We start from the raw sequence: 21460 nt of genomic DNA, 5'->3' as shown, positions 1-21460 counted from the left end.
CGCTGCGGTCGTTGCCCACCACCAGGGAGTCTGCCTCTATGCCGACATAAACTGGGCTTATGACTGAAGCGGCGGAGGGGCAGTTTCGCGCGGGAACCCTGGCACATCGCGTCCCGGATCTCGGGGCGCTGGAGCTGCTGCTGGCGGTGGCGCGGCTCGGCAGTCTGGGCGGGGCCGCGCGCGAGTTGGGGATCACCCAGCCGGCGGCGAGCAGCCGGATCCGCTCGATGGAACGGCAGTTGGGCGTGGCCCTGGTCGACCGGTCGCCGAGGGGCTCCCGGCTCACGGACGCCGGGGCGCTGGTGACGGACTGGGCGCGGCGCATCATGGAGGCCGCGGAGGCCTTCGACGCGGGTGCGCAGGCGTTGCGGGACCGGCGCGACTCGCGGCTGCGGGTGGCGGCGAGCATGACGATCGCGGAGTACCTGCTGCCGGGCTGGCTCCTCGCGCTGCGCGCCCAGCGCCCGGACACGGCGGTGTCGCTGCTCGCCGGGAACTCGGCGGCGGTGGCGGAGCGGCTGCTGGCGGACGAGGCGGACCTGGGGTTTGTGGAGGGGCTGACCGCTCCGACGGGGCTGGACTCCGTGGTCATCGCCCACGACAACCTCATCGTGGTGACAGCGCCGGGCCACGCCTGGGCCCGGCGCCGACGCTCGCTGGAGGCGTCGGAACTGGCGGCGACGCCGCTGATCCTGCGCGAGAAGGGCTCGGGAACGCGACAGGTCCTCGACGCGGCCCTGGGCGGGCTGGCCCGCCCCCTGATCGAGCTGTCCTCGACCACGGCGGTGAAGGCGGCGGCGGTGAGCGGGGCGGGGCCGGCGGTGCTGAGCGAACTCGCCGTGGGGGAGGAGCTGGCGATGCGGCGCCTGGTGAGTGTGCCGGTGGCGGGGGTGTCGTTGGCGCGGGACCTGAGGGCGGTCTGGCCGACGGGCCACCGCCCGGTGGGCCCGGCCCGGGACCTGCTGTCGCTGACACGCGGGTAGTCCCGTCCCGTCCCTGGGGGCTGCCGCCCCCAGACCCCCGCTTCGGCCCTGAACGGGACTCGTCCTCAAACGCCGGACGGGCTGGGATTGCGGGCCGGCGCTTCAGAGGCGAAGCCCTCAGCGGGTGGGTGGGGGCTGGGGACGGTGTGGTCTCATCCTCAAGCGCCGGACGGGCTTATTCAGCCCCTCCGGCGTTTGAGGAGCGGGGGTCCGGGGGGGGCGGAGCCCCCTGGCGGGGTTGAAGGGGCGGAGCCCCTGGGGGATGGGACAGGTAGGGGCGGCGGGGGCGAAATCCCCCGGTCAGCCACCGGCGGCCCGCACCAACCCCCGCATCACCCGCAGATCCTCCCCCATCTCCGGATGCCACTGCACCCCCAACACCCAGCCCCCGGACGCCAGTTCCACCGCCTCCACCGTCCCGTCCCCCGCATACGCCGACGCGACCAGCCCCTCGCCCAGGCGCTCCACGGCCTGGTGGTGATAGGTCGGCACCGACGTCTCCTCCGGCACGACACCGGCGTACAGACTCCCCGGCACCGGCTTCACGGTGTGGCTGCCGAAGACGCCCACGACCTCCGCGTGCCCGTCGATGTGCTGGACGAGCGTGCCGCCGAGGGCGACGTTCAGCAGCTGCATGCCGCGGCAGATGCCCAGCAGAGGGACGCCCGCGGCCAGCGCCGCGTCGATCAGGGCCAGCTCCCAGGTGTCCCGCGCCCGCGCCGGCGGCCCGGTGCGGGGGTGCGGCTCGGCGCCGTACCGTACGGGCTCCACATCGGGGCCGCCCGCGATGACCAGCCCGTCCAGCCGGGCCACGGCCGCGGCCGCGTGCGCCGGGTCGTCCGGCGGAAGCATCGCGGCCAGGCCACCCGCCCGCTGCACCAGCCGCGGATAACCGGCCGGCAGCAGCGCTGCCTCCAGCTCCCACACGCCCCAGCGCGCACCGGACTCCAGATAGGTGCTGACACCGATCAACGGCCTGGCCACCACAACTCCCTCACAGTCGACGGTTCAGTCCCGTGCCAACTCTGCCTCGGCCGCCGCCAGCGCCGCGAACTCCTCCTCCGGTGCCTTCGCCACCAGCCGCTTACGGCTGTACAGGCCGAAGTACCCGATCGCGACGACGTACACCGCCAGCGCGATCAACGCCGCCGTGACGTCCACCAGGAACGTCGCCACCAGCGCCGCGCACGCCAGCACCAGGGCGACGGACGACGTCAGCACCCCGCCCGGCGTGCGGTACGGCCGCGGGAGTTCCGGCTCGCGGCGGCGCAGCACGATGTGCGACAGGGACATCAGCGCGTAGGAGATGGTCGCGCCGAAGACCGCGATGTTCAGCATCCGGGCGCCGTCGCCCGACACGGCCGCCAGCAGGAAGCCGATCGTGCCGGGCACCAGCAGACCCAGGTACGGCGCCTTGCGGCGGCTGGTGAGGGAGAGGAAGCGGGGCAGGTAGCCCGCGCGGGACAGGGCGAACAGCTGGCGCGAGCCCGCGTAGATCAAGGAGAAGAACACGCCACCAGGCCCGCCAGACCCGCGTAGTTCACGATCCGGCTCAGCGTCGTGGCCTTGCCGTCCGGCTGAAGCGCCTCGACCAGCGGGTTGCCCGCCTCCTGGATCGCCGCCGAGCCACGCGCACCGGCGGCAGCGAAGAAGGTCACCACGGCCAGTACCACCAGGACGGCCATCGACCAGCGGATCGCCTTCGGCAGCGTGCGGGCCGGCTCCTTGGTCTCCTCGGCGGCCAGCGGCACGCCCTCGACGCCCAGGAAGAACCACATCCCGAAGGGGAACGCCGCCCAGATGCCGAGCAGGCCGAAGGGCAGCCACGAGCTCGACCCCGCCGCCGACGTGTCGACCGGGATGTCGTCCAGCGATCCCACCGAGAAGTCCGGCAGCGCCGTCAGCGCGAACACGAGCAGGGCGACCACCGCGATGCCGGTCACGACGAAGCTGAAGCGCAGCGCCTCACCCACGCCCCACAGGTGGATGCCCAGGAAGATCGCGAAACAGACCAGGTACACCGGCCAGCCGGACTCCAGGCCGAACAGGCCCAGCGACTCGACGTAGTCGCCGATGAAGATGACGATGGCGGCGGGCGCGAGGACGTACTCGATCAGGATCGCCGTACCCGTCAGGAAGCCGCCCCACGGGCCCAGTGCCCGGCGGGCGAAGCCGTAGCCGCCGCCCGCCGTCGGCAGGATCGAGGACAGCTCGGCGAGCGCGAAGACCATGCACGCGTACATCGCGCCCATGAGCACCATGGCGATCGCCAGGCCCCCGAAGCCGCCTTCGGCCAGGCCGAAGTTCCAACCCGAGTAGTCGCCGGAGACGACGTAGGCGACGCCGAGGCCGGTCAGCAGCACCCAGCCGGCGCTGCCGCGGCGCAGCGTTCTGCGCTCCAGATAGTCGTCCGTCTCGGCGGGGGGTGTGCTTGTGGATTCCAGGGACATGGGCCAACTTTCCACGGGCGGTGGGCACCGGGCGTGTCCGGGCACGGTGAGGTCGACCGAGCTCCGGCTCAATGGAATGGATCCATACCTTTGCGGTGTCGGCCGCGGGAAGGCAATACCCCTGCGTTAATCGCCCGTAAATCCTTGGCTCGCCGCAACGTGCCGCGGCTCAGCCGAGGAAGCCGCGCAACAGCGCCGCCGTGCCCCCGCAGTGCTCGCGCATGATCTCCCGCGCGCACTCGGCGTTGCCCTCGATCACGGCCTCCACCAGGGCGGTGTGCTGGCGCTGGGAGTGCTCCAGGTTGCGCACGAGGAGCGGGATGCAGTCGAGCAGGTCGTTGACTCTCGCGCGGACGGCCACGTACTGGGCGGTGAGCGTGGGGGAGCCGGACAGCTCGGCGAGTGTCAGGTGCAGCAGGGTGTCCAGGCGGCGGTACTCGGCGAGCGGGGCGTCGTGCGTGCGCACCAGGGCCTCGCGCAGCCGGTCGGCCTGCCCCTCGTCCAGCCCGTGCGCCGCGCACAGCCCGGCCGCACCCACCTCCAGCACCTCACGGAAGCGCAGCGTGTCCTCGACGTCCACGTCCTTCAGGCGGCGGCGCAGCTCCTCCTCGCCCGGGGTCTCGGGGCGCGGCAGCACGAACGTGCCGCCGTAGCGCCCGCGCCGCGACTCCACCAGGCCCTGGTCCTGGAGCACTTTCAGCACCTCGCGCAGCGTCACCCGGCTGATCCCGAGCCGGTCGGCCAGCTCACGCTCCGCCGGCAGCCGTTCGCCGCCCGGCACCAGGCCGAGCCGGACGACCTGGAGGATCTGCTCCAGGGCCTCCTCGAAGCCGTTGCCGGCCCGCACCGGCCGCAGTACCGACGTCAGTCGGTCGTCGGCGTCGGGCGCCCCGTGCTCCGCGCCCGCCTGCGGCATGTGGTCGGACTGCGACATATGGCCGGACCCCCTTCCCAATCAATGGTCCCCGGCAATACCTTATGGCTTCCGGCTGACCGAAGTAGCCGAATGGAGGCTCTCCCGTGGCAGACCGCACACCCCCGCTGAGCGTCGAGGAGCTGCACGCCCTCGTCGCCAGCGGTGAGATCGACACTGTCGTCCTGGCCTTCCCCGATATGCAAGGGCGGCTCCAGGGCAAGCGGTTCGCCGCCCGCTTCTTCCTCGACGAGGTCCTGCACCACGGCACCGAGGGCTGCAACTACCTTCTCGCCGTCGACACCGAGATGAACACCGTCGACGGCTACGCGATGTCCTCCTGGGACCGCGGCTACGGCGACTTCGCCATGCACCCCGACCTGACCACGCTGCGCCGCGTGCCCTGGAACGCGGGTACGGCCATGCTCGTCGCCGACCTGGCCTGGATCGACGGGTCCCCGGTGGTGGCCGCGCCCCGCCAGATCCTGCGCCGCCAGCTGGAGCGGCTCGCCGAGCACGGGTACACGGCCAAGGTCGGCACCGAGCTGGAGTTCATCGTCTTCAAGGACACCTACGAGCAGGCCTGGGACGCGAACTACCGCGGGCTGACCCCGGCCAACCAGTACAACATCGACTACTCGGTGCTGGGCACCGGGCGGATCGAGCCCCTGCTGCGCCGCATCCGCAACGAGATGACGGCCGCCGGCCTCACCGTCGAGTCCGCCAAGGGCGAATGCAACCCCGGCCAGCACGAGATCGCGTTCAAGTACGACGACGCCCTCGTCACCTGCGACCAGCACGCCGTCTACAAGACCGGCGCCAAGGAGATCGCCGCCCAGGAGGGCGTCTCGATCACCTTCATGGCCAAGTACAACGAGCGCGAGGGCAACTCCTGCCCCATCCACCTCTCGCTCGCCGACCCGGCCGGGAACAACGCCATGGCGGGCTCCTCGGACGACCCCGGTGGCATGTCCGAGGTCATGCGGCACTTCCTCGCCGGGCAATTGGCCGCCCTGCGGGACTTCTCGCTCCTCTACGCCCCCAATATCAACTCCTACAAGCGGTTCCAGCCGGGCTCCTTCGCCCCGACCGCCGTCGCCTGGGGCTACGACAACCGGACCTGTGCGCTGCGCGTCGTCGGCCACGGCCGCTCGATGCGCTTCGAGAACCGACTCCCCGGCGGCGACGTCAACCCGTACCTCGCCGTGGCGGGACTGGTCGCGGCCGGTCTCTACGGCATCGAGCAGAAGCTGGAGCTGCCCGAGCCCTGCCCGGGCAACGCCTACGCCGCCGATTTCGCGCACGTGCCCACCACGCTGCGTGAGGCCGCCGAGCTCTGGGAGAACAGCCCGATCGCCAAGGCAGCCTTCGGCGACGAGGTCGTCGCCCACTACCGCAACATGGCGCGCGTCGAGCTGGACGCCTTCGACGCCGCGGTCACCGACTGGGAGCTGCGCCGCTCCTTCGAACGCCTGTGAGGCCCCTCGTGTCTTCCGAGCACGTACTGGAAGTACTGAACCCCGCCACCGAGGAGGTCGTCGCCACCGTCCCGGCCGCCACCGCGGCCGACGTGGACGCGGCCGTCGTACGCGCCACGAAGGCGCAGTCCCGGTGGGCCTCCCTCGCACCCGGCGAACGCGCCCGGCTGCTGCGCCGGTTCGCCGTCGCCGTGGACGGACACCTGGAAGAACTCGCCCAGTTGGAGGTCCGCGAGGCCGGGCACACCATCGGCAACGCCCGCTGGGAGGCGGGCAACGTCCGCGACCTGCTCGACTACGCGGCCGGGGGAGTGGAGCGGCTGACCGGACACCAGATCCCGGTGCCCGGTGGCCTGAACGTCACGATCCTCGAACCGCTCGGCGTCGTCGGCGTCATCGCACCCTGGAACTTCCCGATGCCGATCGCGGCCTGGGGCACGGCCCCGGCGCTCGCGGCAGGCAACGCCGTCCTCCTCAAGCCCGCCGAGACGACCCCGCTGACCGCGCTGCGGCTGGCGGAGCTCGCCCTGGAGGCGGGGCTTCCCGAGGGCCTGTTCCAGGTGCTGCCCGGCCACGGCCCCGTCGCGGGCAACGCTCTCGTCGAGCACCCGGGCGTCGCGAAGATCGTCTTCACCGGGTCGACGACCGTGGGCAAACAGGTGCTGGCGAAGGGCTCTGCGCTCCTCAAGCGCGTCACCCTCGAACTCGGCGGCAAGAGCCCCAACATCGTCTTCGCCGACGCCGACCTCGAAGCCGCCGCGGCCGCCACCCCCATGTCCTTCCTCGACAACTCCGGCCAGGACTGCTGCGCCCGTACCCGCATCCTCGTCCAGCGCTCCGCCTACGACCGCTTCCTGGAGCTGCTGAGCCCGGCGATCGAGGCGGTGACGGTCGGCGACCCGGCCGACGAGAGCACCCAGATGGGCCCGCTGATCTCCAAGGCCCAGCTGGAGCGGGTGCGTTCGTACGTCGACTCCGACGCGCCCGGCATCCGCGGCAAGGCCCCCGAAGGCCCCGGCTTCTGGTTCCCGCCCACCGTCCTCACCGACGTCGACCCACGCGCGCGCGTTGCCGCCGAGGAGGTCTTCGGCCCCGTCGCCGTAGTCCTCCCCTTCGACGACGAGGCGGACGCCGTGGCCCTCGCCAACGCCACCGACTACGGCCTCTCCGGCTCCATCTGGACCCGTGACGTCGGCCGCGCCCTGCGCGTCTCCCAGGCGGTCCGGGCCGGCAACCTGTCCGTCAACTCCCACTCCAGCGTCCGCTACTGGACCCCCTTCGGCGGCTTCAAGCAGTCCGGCATCGGCCGTGAGCTGGGCCCGGACGCCCTGACCGCCTTCACCGAAACCAAGAACGTCTTCATCAGCACGGAGGCCTGAGCCGCTCATGACCGACAACACCGAGGGAATCATCTGCCGCCGTCTGGTGGGCCGTACGGCCGTCATCACCGGAGCCGGCAGCGGCATCGGCCTCGCGACCGCCCGCCGGCTCGCCTCCGAGGGCGCCCACGTCGTCTGCGGCGACGTCGACGAGCAGCGCGGCAAGGCCGCCGCCGAGGAGGTCGGCGGGATCTTCGTGAAGGTCGACGTCACCGACCCCGAGCAGGTGGAGGCGCTGTTCAGGACGGCGTACGACACCTACGGCAGCGTCGACATCGCCTTCAACAACGCCGGCATCTCGCCGCCCGACGACGACTCCATCCTGGAGACCGGCCTGGAGGCCTGGAAGCGTGTCCAGGAGGTCAACCTGACCTCCGTCTACCTGTGCTGCAAGGCCGCCATCCCCTACATGCGGCAGCAGGGCAAGGGCTCCATCATCAACACGGCGTCCTTCGTGGCCCGGATGGGCGCGGCCACCTCCCAGATCTCGTACACGGCCTCCAAGGGCGGCGTGCTGGCCATGTCCCGCGAACTGGGCGTGCAGTTCGCCCGCGACGGCATCCGGGTCAACGCCCTGTGCCCGGGACCGGTCAACACCCCTCTTCTCCAGGAGCTGTTCGCCAAGGACCCGGAGCGCGCCGCGCGCCGCCTCGTCCACATCCCGGTCGGCCGTTTCGCCGAGGCCGAGGAGATCGCCGCCGCCGTCGCCTTCCTGGCCAGCGACGACTCCTCCTTCGTGAACGCCACCGACTTCCTGGTCGACGGCGGAATCTCGGGGGCGTACGTCACGCCGCTGTAGGCCGCCCTACAGTGGCCGGGATGAGCATGACACCCTCGCCCGGCTGGTACCGCGACCCCAAGGCCCCGCACCTGGAGCGCTGGTGGGACGGAACGGCCTGGACCGAGCACCGGCGCGCTCCCGAGGTTCCGGGACCGCCGGTGCCGTTGCCGCCGCCGGTGCCCGGTTCGCCGTCCGCCGGTGACGTCGCCGCGCAGCGGTCCAAGGTCATCGCCCTCATCGCCGCCGGAGCCGTCCTGGTCACCGCGATCGTCACGGGCGCGATCGTGCTCGGCAAGGACGACGGGGGCACGGAGGTGAACACCGCGCCGACGCTCGCGACCTCGGATCCCGCACCCCGTGAGCCGGCCACCGACACCCCCACCCGCACCCCCACCCCCTCGGGGTCCACCTCCGAGCCCTCCGCCGACGACCCGGCCGTCGTGGAGGACCAACTCAACGGCATCACACTGCCGTTGCTCGACGGCTGGGTCAGGCCGCAGACCTTCACCGAGCCCGACGTCCTCATGTCCACGGACGGTACCTACGAATGCCCCGGCGACGACTTCGGCCTCTGCCGGCACGGCAAGGTCATCTCGCGCACGGCGCCCCAGAACGGCGAGACGTCCCCCGAGGCCCTCGCCAAGGCGGACATCGAGGAGGCGGCCGACGAGGCCTATGACCGCGACCGCGTCGGCCGGCGCCCCTTCGGCGGCATCGAGTCCCACCAGGTCGTCAAGTCCGGCACGGTCAAGGTGGCAGGCCGCGCCGGCTACTTCGTGCGCTGGCGGGTCAGGACCGCCGAGGGACCGGGCGGATACGTCCAGTCCCTCGCCTTCGCGTCCCCCGCCGGCACCGAGGCGCCGGTCCTCGTCCGCTACGTCCTCGACGCGGGCGAGGACGGGCCGCCACTGGCCGACATGGACCGCTTCACGCAGGGCATCCGGCGCACGACGGACTGAGCCACAGGACCTGAGCCAGATGATCGATTCCAAGCCGTCAGTGGTCGTAGGCAGTCAGCGACCGCATGACGGGCTGAACGGTGTGCTCGTTGTGCCAGATGGCGGCGGTCAGCGCGAGGATTCGCTGAAGCACGCGGACCATCACGCCGCTGGGGGTGCAGCCCGCCCGGCGTGCACAGCAGGTGCAGCCGAAGTCCCCAGAAGCAGCGCGTGTGGCCGGCGCAGTAGCCGTACTGCGCCCACCCAGCCGGGTCGGAGCGCCTGACGGTCTCCCGGGAGCGACCGCACCCGACCGGTGTGGAGTCCACCACCCACACGTCGTCGGTCCACAGCGCGGTGTCCGTGGCCAACTCGCGCATGACGTGCCGGATGAGCCCGGCCGCCTTCCGCAGCCTCTTGTCGTAGCCGGGCTGCCCCGGCTCAGGCGCGCAGCCGACCCCTGGAATCGATCATCCAGTGAGACCGCCACCGTTCGGTACGAGACCGTTCGCGATTCAAGCGGCCGGTTTGTACGCGGTGGCGTGTCGTCCCGCCTAGTCCTCCGGTACCCAGGCGCGGAGCAGGTCGAGCAGCTCCGGGTCCCCGTCGAGTTGCATGGAGTCCGCCGGAATGCGGTCGTACAGGTAGAGGACCAGATCACTGGCCGTGCCGCGAACGGAGACGCCTGCCGCGTCCGGGTCCTCGCCGGTGGCGGGCAGCCGGGTGGTCCTTGCCCCGTCGCCGTCGGCCGTGAGGCGCCAGGAGCGGCCTTCGGTGGCGTGGAAGTCGAAGGCGGTGGGCTTGTGCGGCCAGGGGCTCGTCGTGAAGCAGGTGATGAACAGGGTCTCCTCGACGCCGTCGAGCGCCAACTCGACAGGCAGTGCGGCCGGTTCGCCCACGCTGAGCTGGGCGTCGTAGGTGTGCACCGCGAGCTCCTGGACCTGGTGCCGGGCGACGCCACCGGCGGTGTGCGGCGTCTGCGTCTTGCCCCAGCCGGTGAAGCAGCCCTGGTCCGGACCGGCCTCCCGCAGGGCCGCCAGCAACAGCTCGGTCGAGGCGGCCAGCCAGGCCTGCACGGCCTCGCGCTCCTGCGGCGCGACCGCGTCACCCTGGGCCGGGGTCCTGGACGTGGCGTCCGGCCCGGCGGCGACGGTGGCGGCCCAGCGGCGGCGGCCCTCGCCGATGTGCTGCACCAGGTCGGACAGCGTCCACCCGGGGCAGGTCGGCACGGGCAGGTCGAGGCTGGGCGCGGCGGCGATCGCGGCGCGGAAGGCGGTTGCCCGTTCGTCGATCAGCCGCAGCAGATCGGGAAACTCCAGAGTCTTGTGCACGGCGGTAGTTCTATCAGCTTGATCCATTTGCCCGACAGCGCTTTTCGCAGCCGGTACGGCGGGGACTCCGGACCGGGCGAGCCCACGCTCGGGCTTCCGCTACGCCACAGCCGAGCCCCGCGTCCCAGGCGACAGACCCACGATCCACTCGATCGCTCCGGCCGCCTCGGCCATCATCTAGAGGAAGGTGTGCCCCTCACCCCGATACGTCGGCACAGTGGCCGTCACCGAGTCCCCCTCGATGAGATGGAGCTCCTCGAACCGCTCGCACAGCTCACCCGCCTTGGCGTGCCGGAACCACACCTTGTCGCCGATCAGCAGATCGTCGGCGGGGGAGCCGAGCAGCGGCGTCTGCACCTCGCCGGGCCCCTCCTGCGGGTCGTACCGCAGCCCCTCCGGCAGATACGGCACCGGCAGCCGGTCGGGCCCGGCCGCACCCGAGGCCGGATACCCACCGCCGAGCACGGTCACCACCCCGACCCCCGGCCGGCGCACGACCGGCTGGGCGAACAGCGCGGCCGGACGCCCCCTGAAGGACGTGTAGTTGTCGAACAGCCGCGGCACATACAGCCCCGACCCGGCCCCGATCTCGGTGACGGAGTCCTCGGCGGCGGTGTGCTGCACACTGCCGGTCCCGCCGCCGTTGACGAACTGAAGCCCCGGCGCCACGGCCCGCACCGCCCGCACCACCTCGGCCCGCCGCTCGGCGAGTTCCCGGCGCGCGGTGGCCTGCATCAGCCGCACGGCACGCGACCGCAACGGCCGCCCCGCCACGGCGTCCCCGACCCCGGCGATGTGCCCCTCGTACGCCATGATCCCGACCAGCTCGAACCCGGGCCGCCGGGCGACGACCCGAGCCATGTCGGCGACCTGCCCGGGGGAGTGCAGCGGCGAACGCCGGGCGCCGACGCGCACACGCCCGCCGAGCATCTTCAGCGAGGTGTCCAACTCCAGACAGACCCGGACGACCTCACGTCCCCCGTCCCGGGAGTCGTCGATGAGCCGCAGCTGAGCCGGATCGTCGATCATCACGGTGACGGCGGAGGCGAGCTTGGGATCGCCGGCCAGCTCGGCGAAGGCGGCGCGGTCGGCGGACGGATAGGCGAGAAGAACGTCGTCGAACCCGGACCGTGCCAGCCACAGGGACTCGGCGAGCGTGAAGGACATGATCCCCGCGAATCCGTCCTTCGCGAGCACCCGCTCCAGCAGGGCACGGCAGCGTACGGACTTGCTGGCGACGCGGATCGGCTTTCCGGCGGCGCGGCGGACGAGGTCGTCCGCGTTGGCGTCGAAGGCGTCCAGGTCCACGATCGCGAGAGGGGCGTCGAGATGGGCGGTGGCCCGGTCGTAACGGGCCCGGTCGGCGGCGCGCGCAGTCATGAACGAAGCCTGCCATGCAGGATTACCGCAGGGTAGGGGGATGTTCCGGGCAGATGCACACGGGGTCCCGGACTGGTTCCCGTTCGCGCAGGAGCAACCCGTAGAGTGACGCGCACGCATGTGTGGGGAAAGCCCCGGCCGCACGACCGCGCCGGGATGACGCCCCGCCCGTGCGGGTATGCGTGCCTGGTCGGGTAGTCCGCGCCGGGCAGACGGACAACGCGACGACGGCCCGCGTACGAGGATGGGCCCGGGCACGAGGAAACGGGGGGTGCATGAGCACGGAAGCGCGCCGCGCCCCCGTCCCCCCACGCCCCACGGCACCCCCGCCGCCCGCCGCCCCGCCCCGCCCGATCACACCGCCGAGACCCGCCCAGCCGCCGATGCCCGGCGACACACAGGGTGAGCAGACGGTTCCGGGCGCACAGACCACACGGGCGCCCGGCGAGGGTTCGCGAACGGAGGGACCGGTGCCTGACGGTGTCGGCGGTGTACCGGTCTCGGGGTCGGGAGGGCCGGTGCGTGGTGGTGCCGGCGTGAGGCGGGGATCGGCCGGTCCTGTGCCGACACGTGGCGAGGCCGCCGCGCCGTCGCGGGCCGACGGCGTCGGCTCCGGATCCCCGGACCCGCGGGCCTGGGCCGGATCGCCGGGCTCGGACGGCTCACGTGCCGTGCCGTCGCCTCGGAGCAGCGGCGTCGCCGACAGCGTCCGCGCCGGGTCGACGGGCGCAGACGGCTCAGGTGCCCCTTCGAGGCCCCCGCACGGCGACCGGACCGGCCAGGGCCCCGCAGCCGCCGGCGCAGCCCCCACGTCCCCGCCCCCACCCCGTGCCTCGGCACGCTTCCCGGACGCGCCGCCGACGGCGGGACACACCGACGCCGACGAAGGGCGTCGGGACAGTGGCGGATCGTTGCGCCGCGAGGACGCCGGACAGCCCGCACCCGGAGGAATACCGCCCCGCCCGGCCGCCGAGCGTCCCGCCACGCCACGCCGCACGGGCGCCCCCGCCGAGACCGCCGCGGAGACCACCTTCCGCCTCCGTCCGATCCCCGCGGAACCGTCGCCCGCGGCCGACAACCGACCGTCCGCCACACGGGGCCCCGCCGCCGCGCCTCCCCAGCAGGGCACCGGCCCCGCGCAGGGCTCCGTCGGCATGCCCCAGGAGCCGGCCACCCACCCCGACGCCGCGCCCGCCGAACCCGCTCGCCCCGCCGGTCCCGGCCCTCTGCCCCCGCTGCGTCCCACGCCGGAGCCGTCGGCCGGACACGGTCCCGCGAGCCGGGCGTACGCGGCCTCGAATCCCGCCGGGCCCACCCACGCCGAACAGCAGGCCACGAACGGCCACGCCGCCGGCGGCCACGGCCACGCCGCCGCCTTCTCCCCGGACCCGTCCCTGTCCTGGAGCGCCCCCATGGCGCCGGGCGGGGCACCGGGGGCCCAGCGCCCCCTCGTGTCGTTCGGAGAGCCCGAGGGCTACGACGCGCAAGCGCGACCGCGGCCCCTGGGCGTGCGGATCCGACCACGGGTCGCCGGGGCGGCCGCCTGCGTCGTGCTCGGGCTCGGACTCATCGGCGGGGCCCTGACCGGGAGTTGGCTGATCGGCGACCCGGGCGAAGCCGGCGCTCAGGACACCTTCGCCGCGGCCGGGAGCCTGTGGCACAGCGTCCCCGTCGACAAGCTGTTCCCGCCCACCGTGATCGGGCAGGGCGCCGGACCCGGTGGCGCCGACCGGACCTGGACGCGGATCGCCGTCGCCCCGGACACCGGCTGTGCGAACGCCTTCGACCCGCTTCTGCGCAAGGCCCTCGCCCCCGCCGGCTGCCAGCGCCTCCTGCGCGCCACCTACATCGACGCCACACAGAGCTACGTCACCACCGTCGGCCTGCTCTTCACCAAGGCCGACGCCGCTGCCATGCGCGCGCTCGAGACCGAGTTCACCAAAGCGGGCCTCGACCGCCGCAGCGACCTCATGCCCCGCCCGTACGCCGCCAAGGGCACCCTGGCCGCCGGATTCGGCGGCGAACGGCGCGCCTCGTGGACCGTCTCCGTCCTCACCGACGCCCCGGTCGTCGTCTACGCCGTCTCCGGCTGGGCCGACGGCCGCACCGTGGACGAGCCCGAGCCCGCCCGGGAGGCCATGCAGTCCGGCGCCACCACGGACGTCGCCCAGGCCGGCCTCGGCCACGAGGCGCAGGGCCTCGCCGACCGCATCGAACGCGCCCTGCGCAAGAACGTCAGCCCGTCCACGGAGCAGTCGTCATGAACACCGGCCCGAACAGCGCGGCGCCCCCCGCCGAGACCGCCGAGACCCCCGCCACCAGTGCGGCGAAGTCCGTCCTGACCCGGCGCACCGGCCCCCTCGCCGTCCTCCTCGGCGCCTGTCTCGCCCTCCTGCCGCCCACCGCCGCGCACGCCGACTCCATACGTGCCCGCCAGTGGGCCCTGGACGCCATGCACACCCAGGAGGCCTGGCAGACCACCAAGGGCAAGGGCGTCACCGTCGCCGTCCTCGACACCGGCGTCGAGCCCGACCACCCCGACCTGTCCGGCAACGTCCTCGACGGCCAGGACATGGTCGGCTTCGGGGCCGAGCCCGGCGACCGCGCCTGGGCCCGGCACGGCACCGCGATGGCCGGCATCATCGCCGGCCACGGACACGGCGCCGGCAACGGCGACGGCGTCATGGGCATCGCCCCCGAGGCCAAGATCCTTCCCGTCCGCGTCATCCTCGAGGACGGCGACCCCGCCCGCGCCAAGGCCCGCAGCACCCGCGGCAACGCCCTCGCCGACGGCATCCGCTGGGCCGCCGACCACGGCGCCGACGTCATCAACCTCTCCCTCGGCGACGACTCCAAGTCCGCCCACCCCGAAGCGGGCGAGGACGAGGCCGTCCAGTACGCCCTGAAGAAGGGCGCCGTCATCGTCGCCTCGTCCGGCAACGGCGGCGAGAAGGGCGACCACATCTCCTACCCGGCGGCCTACCCGGGCGTCATCGCCGCGGCCGCCGTCGACCGCTACGGCACCCGCGCCTCGTTCTCCACGCGCCGCTGGTACGCCACGGTCAGCGCCCCCGGCGTCGACGTCATCATCGCCGACCCCGACCACAAGTACTACGAGGGCTGGGGCACGAGCGCCGCGGCCGCCTTCGTCTCCGGAGCGGTGGCCCTGCTCAAGGCCGCCCACCCCGGCCTGACCCCGGCCCAGGTCAAGAAGCTCCTGGAGGACACGGCCCGCAACGCCCCCGCCGACGGGCGCGACGACTCCCGCGGCTACGGCTTCATCGACCCGGCGGCCGCCATCAAGGAGGCCTCCCGTATCAAGCCGAAGCGCCTGACGCCCGTCGCATACGGCGAGGATTACTTCGGCTCGGGCCCCGATGCCGCCAAGTCGGAGGACGACACGACGAGTTGGGCCGCCTGGCTCGCGGGCGGCGCCGGCGGCGTCCTGCTGGTCTCGGCGGTCGCACTGTGGCGCGGCCGCCGCGCACGCCACGACTTCTAGCCGCCGGGTCCCTCACGAGGAGGTGGCGGAGGTCGCCGCAGCCGGGGAAGCGGACGAGGTCTCGCCGGCGAACACCGACACCGCCGCCTCAGCCGCCGCCTCGATCAGCGAAACCCCTTTCGCCTTCGTCGAGTTGCCGTCGGACAGTGCCGCCACCAGGTAGTCGTGGCCGTCCACCGTCACCCGCCCGATGCTGTTGATGTCCCACAGCCCGGTGGCGGTGCGCGGCAACCAGCCGTTCTTCAACGCCCACCCCGAGCCGTCCGCCGCGGCCGACACCCCCCACTGCTGGTCGACCGCGATCCCGCCCATCAACTCCCGCAGATACGCCCGCGACCGCGCGCTCAGCTCCGAGTCCTCCCCGAACACCTGCCGCAGCAGCGTGAGTTGATCGGCGGCGGTGGTCTGCGTCAGTCCCCAGTACATGCCGTCGCCGCCCTCGGTGTCCGTGAGCCCGAGGCGCGCGTTCGCCGTATCGAGCCCCTCCGCCTTCCCGATCGCCCGCCACAGGGCCGACGCGGCGGTGTTGTCACTGTTCTCGATCATGTCGGCGGCGTACGACTTCTCCGTCGCGGTGAGCTCACGCCCCGCGTCCTGCGCCTGGAGCAGCAGCGCGGCCAGGATGTCGACCTTGACGATGCTCGCGGTGTCGAAGCCGCTGTTGCCGTACCTGGCGCCGGTACCGGACTCCAGGTCCAGCACCGCCACCGACACCTCGGCGCCGTCCTCGACGGTCCCCGACTCCATGGCCTCGGCCAGCAGTACGTCGTGATCCACCGTCGGCTGTGCCACGGGTTCCACAGAAGCCTCCCCGCCCGCCCGGGCCGATACCGACGCCGATGCCGACGGCGTCACCGCTGACGATACGGCGCTCCCGCCCGGGTGCGCCTGAGCCTGCATGTACACGGTTCCCGCGGCGGCACCGCCGACGACGACCACGAAGGCGAGCGCGGTGTACGACGGGGGCCGGCGACGTCGGTGGGCTCTGGAAGACTCCATGTCCGCGATCGTCGGACCGGCGACTGTGCGGGCCGTTAGACGGACGTTAGATGTGTGTCAGGGAAATCTGAGATTCCGGTGAAACGCGTCACAGCGGGGTTTCCAGGCCCGCACAAGCGCAGCAGCATCCCCCCGATAGGGTCGGTGACCGTGGCGAACAAGAACATTCCCGACTCCCTCTTCTCCGACGACGACGGCTCCGCCGACCCCCGGCTGAGCGCCGCGCTCGCCGCCTGGGCCGAGGACCGCACCGCCGAGGGACCCGTGCTCGAGGCGCTCAAGGGCGCCCGGCTGCTCGTCCCCGTCGTGGCCGTGCTCGGCGAGGTGGAGGAGGACGAGAACGGGCTGCGCCGCGAGAAGACCAGCGACATGGCCGTACCGACCCTGAAGGCCGGCGAGCGCACCGCCCTGCCCGCCTTCACGTCCACCGACTCGCTCGCCCGCTGGGACCCGGCGGCCCGCCCCGTCGCCGTACCCCTGCACCAGGCCCTGCAGGCCGCGGCGCACGAGAAGGCGGACACGGTCGTGCTGGACATGGCCGGGCCCGTGACGTACGAGCTGACGGGGCGCGCGCTGCTCGCGCTCGCCGAGGGCCGTACGACGACCGACCCGCTCGCCGATCCGGCCGTCGTGGCGGCCGTGCGCACTGCTGTCGCCGCCGAGCCCGCCGTCGTGCGCGCCCACCTCGGGCCCGGGCAGGCCGACGGCACCCTCGCCCTCGTACTGGACCCCGCCGCGCCCCCGGCCCAGGCCGCGCGGTCGGTGGCGGAGCGCCTCGCCGCCGACGAAACACTGAGGGCCCGCCTGGTGCGCGGCCTCGACCTGGCACTGCTGCCGGCCGAGGCGACGCCACCGGGCGAGCCCCTGTACGTACGGGAATGAGCTAGCCGTAGATCGGGCCGGTGTACTTCTCGCCCGGCCCCTGACCCGGCTCGTCCGGGACGATCGACGCCTCACGGAACGCCAGCTGCAGCGACTTCAGACCGTCGCGCAGCGGCGCCGCGTGGAACGAGCTGATCTCCGTCGTGCTCGCGTCCAGCAGACCGGCGAGGGCGTGCACCAGCTTGCGGGCCTCGTCCAGGTCCTTGAACTTGTCGCCCTCCTCGGTCAGACCGAGCTTCACGGCGGCGGCGCTCATCAGATTGACGGCGACCGTCACGATCACCTCGACCGCCGGGACCTCGGCGATGTCGCGGGTCATGGCGTCGAAGTCGGACGTGCCGGGGGTCTCGGGGCTGTCCGAGGGGGAGGTCTCACTCATGCCTCACACGATAGGGGGCCCCGACGGAGCCGGCCCCGGTTGCCCTCGGTTAGCCGTTCCTGCCCCGAGCTGCTAGCCTTGTGTAACGACCGGCCGGACACTTATGTGCTCGGCCCACAAGTGGAGGCTCCGATCTCCCACCTGACCGTCCCCCGGGACGGCGGGTCACCCCGGTCAGGCGGCCACCATCGTTCCGTACGGACGATGGAGTCGCCCGAAAGTGCGCCCCGCGATCACCGCGAAGGTGCTCCGGCAGTGTTTTGGAGCCCCGCCTGTGATCGTCCGGGGCATTTTTTGTGCTTCGGCGCGGTTAGGTCTTACGAAAGAGACATACGCGGCTGTCCGCCAGACCGCCGTGTGGTGCTAACCGAGGAGGATCCATCAGCGCCGAGCCCCGCATCAACGACCGGATTCGCGTTCCCGAGGTGCGACTTGTCGGTCCCAGTGGCGAGCAGGTGGGCATTGTCCCGCTGGCCAAGGCACTGGAGCTTGCGCAGGAGTACGACCTGGACCTGGTCGAGGTCGCGGCGAACGCCCGTCCGCCCGTGTGCAAGCTCATGGACTACGGGAAGTTCAAGTACGAGTCGGCCATGAAGGCCCGTGAGGCGCGCAAGAACCAGGCGCACACGGTCATCAAGGAGATGAAGCTCCGGCCGAAGATCGACCCGCACGACTATGACACCAAGAAGGGTCACGTCGTCCGGTTCCTCAAGCAGGGCGACAAGGTCAAGATCACGATCATGTTCCGTGGTCGCGAGCAGTCCCGGCCCGAGCTGGGCTACCGACTGCTGCAGCGGCTCGCGACGGACGTCGAGGACCTCGGGTTCGTGGAGTCGAACCCGAAGCAGGACGGCCGAAACATGATCATGGTTCTCGGTCCGCACAAGAAGAAGACCGAGGCGATGGCCGAGGCCCGCCAGGCGCAGGAAGCCCGCAAGGCAGACGCGAAGGCCAACCCCGGCAAGTCGCAGAACGTCGCGGAGTCCGAGAACGCCGCGGAGTCCGATGAGGCCGTGGAGGCCGAGGACGCCGTGGAGACCGAGGCGCCTGCCGAGGCTTCCGCCGAGGCGTGATCCCGGGGGACACCAGTCCCCAGGATGTAACCGATACAAGAGCGACGTTCCACCGTGCCCGGTTTCACGACCGGGCACCGGAACGCCACCGACGAGGAGAGAACGGCGCTATGCCGAAGAACAAGTCGCACAGCGGTGCCAGCAAGCGCTTCAAGGTCACCGGCTCCGGCAAGGTGCTCCGTGAGCGCGCCGGCAAGCGCCACCTGCTCGAGCACAAGTCGTCGCGCCTGACGCGTCGCCTCACCGGCAACGCCGAGATGGCCCCGGGCGACGCCAAGAAGATCAAGAAGCTTCTCGGCAAGTGACGTACCCGGCGCTTGATCTTCCGATCGATCCGCGCCGTACGTCTGGACCGGGACCCAATCGTTTCCGGGCCGTGTGAGTCCAACCACGGCCCCGCTACAAGGAGTTAAAAGTGGCACGCGTCAAGCGGGCAGTCAACGCCCACAAGAAGCGCCGGGCGATCCTCGAGCAGGCTTCCGGCTACCGCGGTCAGCGTTCGCGTCTGTACCGCAAGGCCAAGGAGCAGGTCACCCACTCGCTGGTCTACAACTACAACGACCGCAAGAAGCGCAAGGGTGACTTCCGTCAGCTGTGGATCCAGCGCATCAACGCGGCTGCCCGCGCCAACGGCATCACGTACAACCGCTTCATCCAGGGTCTGAAGGCCGCGAACGTCGAGGTCGACCGCAAGATCCTGGCCGAGCTGGCGGTCAACGACGCGAACGCGTTCGCCGCGCTCGTCGAGGTCGCGCAGAAGGCGCTGCCGTCGGACGTCAACGCCCCGAAGGCGGCGTGACGCTGCGCCGGCTCTAGGCCGACGTGATTTCACGGACCCGTAGGCTTCCGGCCTGCGGGTCCGTTGTGTTCCCCCAGTACCGAAGGTGAAGCGCATGACCTCCGCCAGCCCCGAGCTGATCTCCCCCCGTTCCCCCCGCGTCGTGGCCGCCCGGCGGCTCGCCAAGCGGAACTTCCGGGGCAAGGAGCGGCTGTTCCTCGCGGAGGGGCCGCAGGCCGTGCGGGAGGCGGCCGGGCACGCGGACACCCTGGTCGAACTGTTCGCCACGCTCGACGCCGCGGAGCGGTACGCCGACATCATCGGCGAGGCCCGGGCCGTCGGCGCGCGCGTGCACCTCGCCTCCGAGCAGGTCATCGCCGACATCTCGACGACCGTCACCCCGCAGGGGCTCGTCGGGATCTGCCGGTTCCTCGACACCCCCTTCGAGGAGATCCTGGCGGCCCGGCCCAAACTGGTCGCCGTACTCGCGAACGTCCGGGACCCCGGTAACGCGGGGACCGTCCTGCGGTGCGCCGATGCCGCCGGAGCCGAGGCCGTCGTCCTGACCGATGCCTCCGTCGATCTGTACAACCCCAAGGCCGTGCGGGCCTCCGTCGGCTCCCACTTCCATCTGCCCGTCGCCGTCGGCGTCCCCGTCCAGGACGCGGTCGAGGGGCTCAAGCGCGCCGGTGTGCGCATCCTCGCCGCCGACGGAGCCGGGACCGACGATCTCGACGACGAGCTCGACAAGGGGACCATGGGCGGGCCCACCGCCTGGGTGTTCGGCAACGAGGCCTGGGGGCTTCCGGAGGAGACCCGCGCGCTGGCCGACGCCGTCGTGCGCGTCCCGATCCACGGGAAGGCCGAGAGCCTGAACCTCGCCACCGCCGCCGCCGTATGTCTCTATGCGTCGGCCCGTGCACAGCGCGCCTCCGGAGGGTGCCGCACCGTCACCGAGAGCTAGTAGGGTGACCAGCTCGGAGGCCCCTCAGCCGTCGTGAGAGGTGGGGTGCGGGGATGAGTGTCGGCACGAGCAGCGCGCCGGGGGCACGGGAGGTGCGGCGGCCGTCCGCGTCCTGTTCCGGTGATCCAGCCGAGCTCGGCATCGATCCCGACGACCTGCCCGACGGCCTCGTCGTCGCCGACGAGCACGGGCACGTCATCTGCTTCAACGCCGCCGCCGAGCGCGTCACCGCCGTCCGCGCCGCCGACGCCCTCGGGCAGCGGCTGGAGAAGGCCCTGCCGTTAGAGGACCTGGAGGGGCGGCGCTGGTGGCAGCTGACCGATCCGTACGGCGGCCTCGCCATTCGGCGCAGGCAGCCTGAGCGTAACCTCCTCCTTCCCGGCGGGCGTGAGGTGCTCGTCTCGGTGCGGTACGTCCGCAGCGAGCCCACGGGGCCCGTACGCCGTGTCGTCGTCTCGCTCCGCGACACCGAGGCCCGGCGCCGCACCGAGCGCAGTCACGCCGAGCTGATCGCCACCGTCGCCCACGAGCTGCGCTCGCCACTCACCTCGGTCAAGGGCTTCACCGCCACCCTCCTCGCCAAGTGGGAACGGTTCACCGACGACCAGAAGCGGCTCATGCTGGAGACCGTCGACGCCGACGCCGACCGCGTGACCCGGCTCATCGCCGAGCTGCTCGACATCTCACGGATCGACTCCGGGCGCCTTGAGGTGCGCCGCCAGCCCGTCGACATAGGCGCGGCCGTGGGGCGGCACATCCAGGCCTACGTCGCCGCCGGCCAGCCAGCCGACCGGTTCCTGCTGCGCATCGAACAGCCGCTGCCCGCCCTGTGGGCCGACCCCGACAAGATCGACCAGGTGCTCAGCAACCTCATCGAAAATGCCGTGCGGCACGGCGACGGAACGGTCACCATTGACATCACGGCCACGGTGTCCCCGCGCGAGGGGGAAGGCCATGAGAACGCAGCCACGTCGGTCACGGTGAGCGACGAGGGGCCCGGCATCCCGGAGGAGTCCATGAACCGCGTCTTCACCCGCTTCTGGCGGGGCAGCAAGCGCGGCGGCACGGGCCTCGGGCTCTACATCGTCAAAGGCATCGTCGAGGCGCACGGCGGCGCCATCGAGGTCGGCCGCGCCCCCGGTGGCGGCGCGCAGTTCCGATTTACGTTGCCCGTGGCGACCCCGGCGTATCTCACCTGAGATCCGGACCGAGCCCCACGGGCGCATTCGCCTACCTCAACCCCGTTAGAC

19 protein-coding genes and 2 pseudogenes are annotated in these 21460 nt (G+C 72.1%); 13 read left to right on the top strand and 8 right to left on the bottom strand.

Translation table 11 applies throughout. The features are described from left to right. Nucleotides 1-59 precede the first annotated feature (59 nt). Nucleotides 60-983, top strand: coding sequence for a LysR family transcriptional regulator (locus tag AB5J49_RS09400; protein ID WP_369168073.1), 924 nt, complete (start codon nucleotides 60-62; stop codon nucleotides 981-983). A gap of 300 nt (nucleotides 984-1283) precedes the next feature. Here the strand turns inward: AB5J49_RS09400 and AB5J49_RS09395 are convergent, their stop codons facing one another. The 3 genes and pseudogenes from AB5J49_RS09395 to AB5J49_RS09385 form a co-directional block, all read right to left on the bottom strand. Next, complete coding sequence (locus AB5J49_RS09395) at nucleotides 1284-1970, bottom strand: gamma-glutamyl-gamma-aminobutyrate hydrolase family protein (protein WP_369168072.1); 687 nt, start codon at nucleotides 1968-1970, stop codon at nucleotides 1284-1286. Nucleotides 1971-1991: 21 nt separating this feature from the next. After that, nucleotides 1992-3433, bottom strand: a pseudogene (gene eat / locus AB5J49_RS09390) (ethanolamine permease). A 169-nt stretch (nucleotides 3434-3602) separates the two neighbouring features. Beyond that, complete coding sequence (locus AB5J49_RS09385) at nucleotides 3603-4349, bottom strand: FadR/GntR family transcriptional regulator (RefSeq protein ID WP_369175089.1); 747 nt, start codon at nucleotides 4347-4349, stop codon at nucleotides 3603-3605. A 104-nt stretch (nucleotides 4350-4453) separates the two neighbouring features. Here AB5J49_RS09385 and AB5J49_RS09380 point away from each other — a divergent pair, with 104 nt between their 5' ends. Genes AB5J49_RS09380 through AB5J49_RS09365 form a run of 4 tightly spaced genes read left to right on the top strand, consistent with a single transcriptional unit; the run spans nucleotide 4454 to nucleotide 8943 of the window. Further along, nucleotides 4454-5824: a glutamine synthetase family protein gene (locus AB5J49_RS09380; RefSeq protein WP_369168071.1), complete on the top strand. Its 1371-nt coding sequence runs from the start codon at nucleotides 4454-4456 to the stop codon at nucleotides 5822-5824. Between the two features lie 8 nt (nucleotides 5825-5832). Further along, entirely contained in the window at nucleotides 5833-7203 is a 1371-nt protein-coding gene (locus AB5J49_RS09375; protein WP_369168070.1) for an aldehyde dehydrogenase, read from the top strand. A 7-nt stretch (nucleotides 7204-7210) separates the two neighbouring features. Further along, on the top strand, nucleotides 7211-8002 hold the full coding sequence (locus AB5J49_RS09370; RefSeq protein ID WP_369168069.1) for a 3-oxoacyl-ACP reductase: 792 nt from the start codon (nucleotides 7211-7213) through the stop codon (nucleotides 8000-8002). 26 nt (nucleotides 8003-8028) lie between these two features. Beyond that, nucleotides 8029-8943, top strand: a complete 915-nt coding sequence (locus AB5J49_RS09365) for a DUF2510 domain-containing protein (RefSeq protein ID WP_369175088.1) — start codon at nucleotides 8029-8031, stop codon at nucleotides 8941-8943. Nucleotides 8944-8980: 37 nt separating this feature from the next. On the opposite strand, the pseudogene AB5J49_RS09360 reads toward AB5J49_RS09365, so the two are convergent. From AB5J49_RS09360 to AB5J49_RS09350, 3 genes and pseudogenes are all read right to left on the bottom strand, one after another. Beyond that, nucleotides 8981-9362: pseudogene (locus tag AB5J49_RS09360) on the bottom strand (hypothetical protein); the annotation flags it as partial. Between the two features lie 114 nt (nucleotides 9363-9476). Further along, on the bottom strand, nucleotides 9477-10253 hold the full coding sequence (locus AB5J49_RS09355) for a maleylpyruvate isomerase family mycothiol-dependent enzyme (protein WP_369168068.1): 777 nt from the start codon (nucleotides 10251-10253) through the stop codon (nucleotides 9477-9479). Nucleotides 10254-10430: 177 nt separating this feature from the next. After that, complete coding sequence (locus AB5J49_RS09350) at nucleotides 10431-11633, bottom strand: amino acid deaminase/aldolase (RefSeq protein WP_369168067.1); 1203 nt, start codon at nucleotides 11631-11633, stop codon at nucleotides 10431-10433. A gap of 560 nt (nucleotides 11634-12193) precedes the next feature. Between AB5J49_RS09350 and AB5J49_RS09345 the strand changes: the two genes are divergently transcribed. Continuing rightward, a complete protein-coding gene (locus AB5J49_RS09345) occupies nucleotides 12194-13897 on the top strand; it encodes a hypothetical protein (RefSeq protein WP_369168066.1) in 1704 nt (567 codons plus the stop codon). Continuing rightward, nucleotides 13894-15135 (top strand): type VII secretion-associated serine protease mycosin, encoded by a 1242-nt coding sequence (gene mycP / locus AB5J49_RS09340; RefSeq protein WP_369168065.1) that lies wholly within the window; start codon nucleotides 13894-13896, stop codon nucleotides 15133-15135. The genes AB5J49_RS09345 and mycP overlap by 4 nt, the downstream gene beginning before the upstream one ends. 12 nt (nucleotides 15136-15147) lie before the next feature. Here mycP and AB5J49_RS09335 read toward each other — a convergent pair whose 3' ends face one another. Then, nucleotides 15148-16134 carry a serine hydrolase gene (locus AB5J49_RS09335; protein ID WP_369168064.1) on the bottom strand — a complete coding sequence of 329 codons (987 nt, stop codon included), beginning with the start codon at nucleotides 16132-16134 and terminating at the stop codon, nucleotides 15148-15150. Nucleotides 16135-16284: 150 nt separating this feature from the next. Here AB5J49_RS09335 and AB5J49_RS09330 point away from each other — a divergent pair, with 150 nt between their 5' ends. Further along, entirely contained in the window at nucleotides 16285-17016 is a 732-nt protein-coding gene (locus tag AB5J49_RS09330; RefSeq protein ID WP_369168063.1) for an SseB family protein, read from the top strand. 1 nt (nucleotide 17017) lies between these two features. On the opposite strand, the gene AB5J49_RS09325 is transcribed toward AB5J49_RS09330, so the two are convergent. Next, nucleotides 17018-17395, bottom strand: a complete 378-nt coding sequence (locus AB5J49_RS09325; protein ID WP_369168062.1) for a DUF1844 domain-containing protein — start codon at nucleotides 17393-17395, stop codon at nucleotides 17018-17020. Nucleotides 17396-17775: 380 nt separating this feature from the next. On the opposite strand from AB5J49_RS09325, the gene infC reads away from it, so the two are divergent. The 5 genes from infC (at nucleotide 17776) to AB5J49_RS09300 (ending at nucleotide 21409) form a co-directional block, all read left to right on the top strand. Continuing rightward, the gene (gene infC / locus AB5J49_RS09320; protein ID WP_369175087.1) at nucleotides 17776-18468 is read left to right on the top strand and encodes a translation initiation factor IF-3; all 693 of its coding nucleotides are present in this window, start codon (nucleotides 17776-17778) and stop codon (nucleotides 18466-18468) included. A 110-nt stretch (nucleotides 18469-18578) separates the two neighbouring features. Then, nucleotides 18579-18773: a 50S ribosomal protein L35 gene (gene rpmI / locus AB5J49_RS09315; RefSeq protein ID WP_007829094.1), complete on the top strand. Its 195-nt coding sequence runs from the start codon at nucleotides 18579-18581 to the stop codon at nucleotides 18771-18773. Between the two features lie 110 nt (nucleotides 18774-18883). Beyond that, entirely contained in the window at nucleotides 18884-19267 is a 384-nt protein-coding gene (gene rplT, locus AB5J49_RS09310) for a 50S ribosomal protein L20 (protein ID WP_006141703.1), read from the top strand. Nucleotides 19268-19361: 94 nt separating this feature from the next. Then, nucleotides 19362-20210 carry a TrmH family RNA methyltransferase gene (locus AB5J49_RS09305; protein ID WP_369168060.1) on the top strand — a complete coding sequence of 283 codons (849 nt, stop codon included), beginning with the start codon at nucleotides 19362-19364 and terminating at the stop codon, nucleotides 20208-20210. A 53-nt stretch (nucleotides 20211-20263) separates the two neighbouring features. Then, a complete protein-coding gene (locus tag AB5J49_RS09300; protein WP_369168059.1) occupies nucleotides 20264-21409 on the top strand; it encodes an ATP-binding protein in 1146 nt (381 codons plus the stop codon). Nucleotides 21410-21460: the final 51 nt, after the last annotated feature.

It is taken from the genome of Streptomyces sp. R28, from assembly GCF_041052385.1.
GTDB lineage: Bacteria > Actinomycetota > Actinomycetes > Streptomycetales > Streptomycetaceae > Streptomyces.
Note: the sequence above shows the minus strand (reverse complement) of the source record. Positions and strands in the feature narration are given on the sequence as shown.

Coding starts and splice junctions, on each gene's coding strand:
- rpmI (WP_007829094.1), top strand. CDS start 18,579: ATGCCGAAGAACAAGTCGCACAGCGGTGCCAGCAAGCGCTTCAAGGTC.
- AB5J49_RS09300 (WP_369168059.1), top strand. CDS start 20,264: ATGAGTGTCGGCACGAGCAGCGCGCCGGGGGCACGGGAGGTGCGGCGG.
- AB5J49_RS09365 (WP_369175088.1), top strand. CDS start 8,029: ATGACACCCTCGCCCGGCTGGTACCGCGACCCCAAGGCCCCGCACCTG.
- AB5J49_RS09335 (WP_369168064.1), bottom strand. CDS start 16,134: ATGGAGTCTTCCAGAGCCCACCGACGTCGCCGGCCCCCGTCGTACACC.
- AB5J49_RS09305 (WP_369168060.1), top strand. CDS start 19,362: ATGACCTCCGCCAGCCCCGAGCTGATCTCCCCCCGTTCCCCCCGCGTC.
- AB5J49_RS09350 (WP_369168067.1), bottom strand. CDS start 11,633: ATGACTGCGCGCGCCGCCGACCGGGCCCGTTACGACCGGGCCACCGCC.
- AB5J49_RS09385 (WP_369175089.1), bottom strand. CDS start 4,349: ATGCCGCAGGCGGGCGCGGAGCACGGGGCGCCCGACGCCGACGACCGA.
- mycP (WP_369168065.1), top strand. CDS start 13,894: ATGAACACCGGCCCGAACAGCGCGGCGCCCCCCGCCGAGACCGCCGAG.
- AB5J49_RS09325 (WP_369168062.1), bottom strand. CDS start 17,395: ATGAGTGAGACCTCCCCCTCGGACAGCCCCGAGACCCCCGGCACGTCC.
- AB5J49_RS09400 (WP_369168073.1), top strand. CDS start 60: ATGACTGAAGCGGCGGAGGGGCAGTTTCGCGCGGGAACCCTGGCACAT.
- AB5J49_RS09370 (WP_369168069.1), top strand. CDS start 7,211: ATGACCGACAACACCGAGGGAATCATCTGCCGCCGTCTGGTGGGCCGT.